General features: G+C 39.3%; 1 pseudogene. It reads left to right on the top strand.

Features of this window, described 5'->3' with window-relative positions:
* A pseudogene (locus CWC11_RS21150) lies at positions 1-333 on the top strand (hypothetical protein); the annotation flags it as partial.
* Positions 334-356: the final 23 nt, after the last annotated feature.

Here is a 356-nt window from a genome sequence, read left to right as displayed (position 1 = left end):
TTAAGCTGGATAACTGGCGCCACCGCACTTGCTGGTCTACCTAACAAGTATGATTTAACACCTCTTGAGTTTATGACACGAGCTTTCAATGGCACGTTTGATATACAGAGTGAAGATATGCAGAAAATCAGTGCTGAGCTTGGCGTTATAAACGAAGCAAATGTATTTACCGCTACTCACGGAGCAAAACATATTTTTTCTTCTATCAGACCTTCAGGAGTTCAAACTGCTTACATTTTGCAGCCCAACAGTGATTGGTTATTAAGGCTAGATGGCAAATTTGATATTAATACTTTGATGTATGTCGTCGATAAGCTAACACTGATGAGATGATCTCGCACTAAATAATGAAGCGT

Source organism: Pseudoalteromonas sp. S3178 (assembly GCF_005886985.1).
Classification (GTDB): Bacteria; Pseudomonadota; Gammaproteobacteria; order Enterobacterales; family Alteromonadaceae; genus Pseudoalteromonas; species Pseudoalteromonas carrageenovora.
Note: the sequence above shows the minus strand (reverse complement) of the source record. Positions and strands in the feature narration are given on the sequence as shown.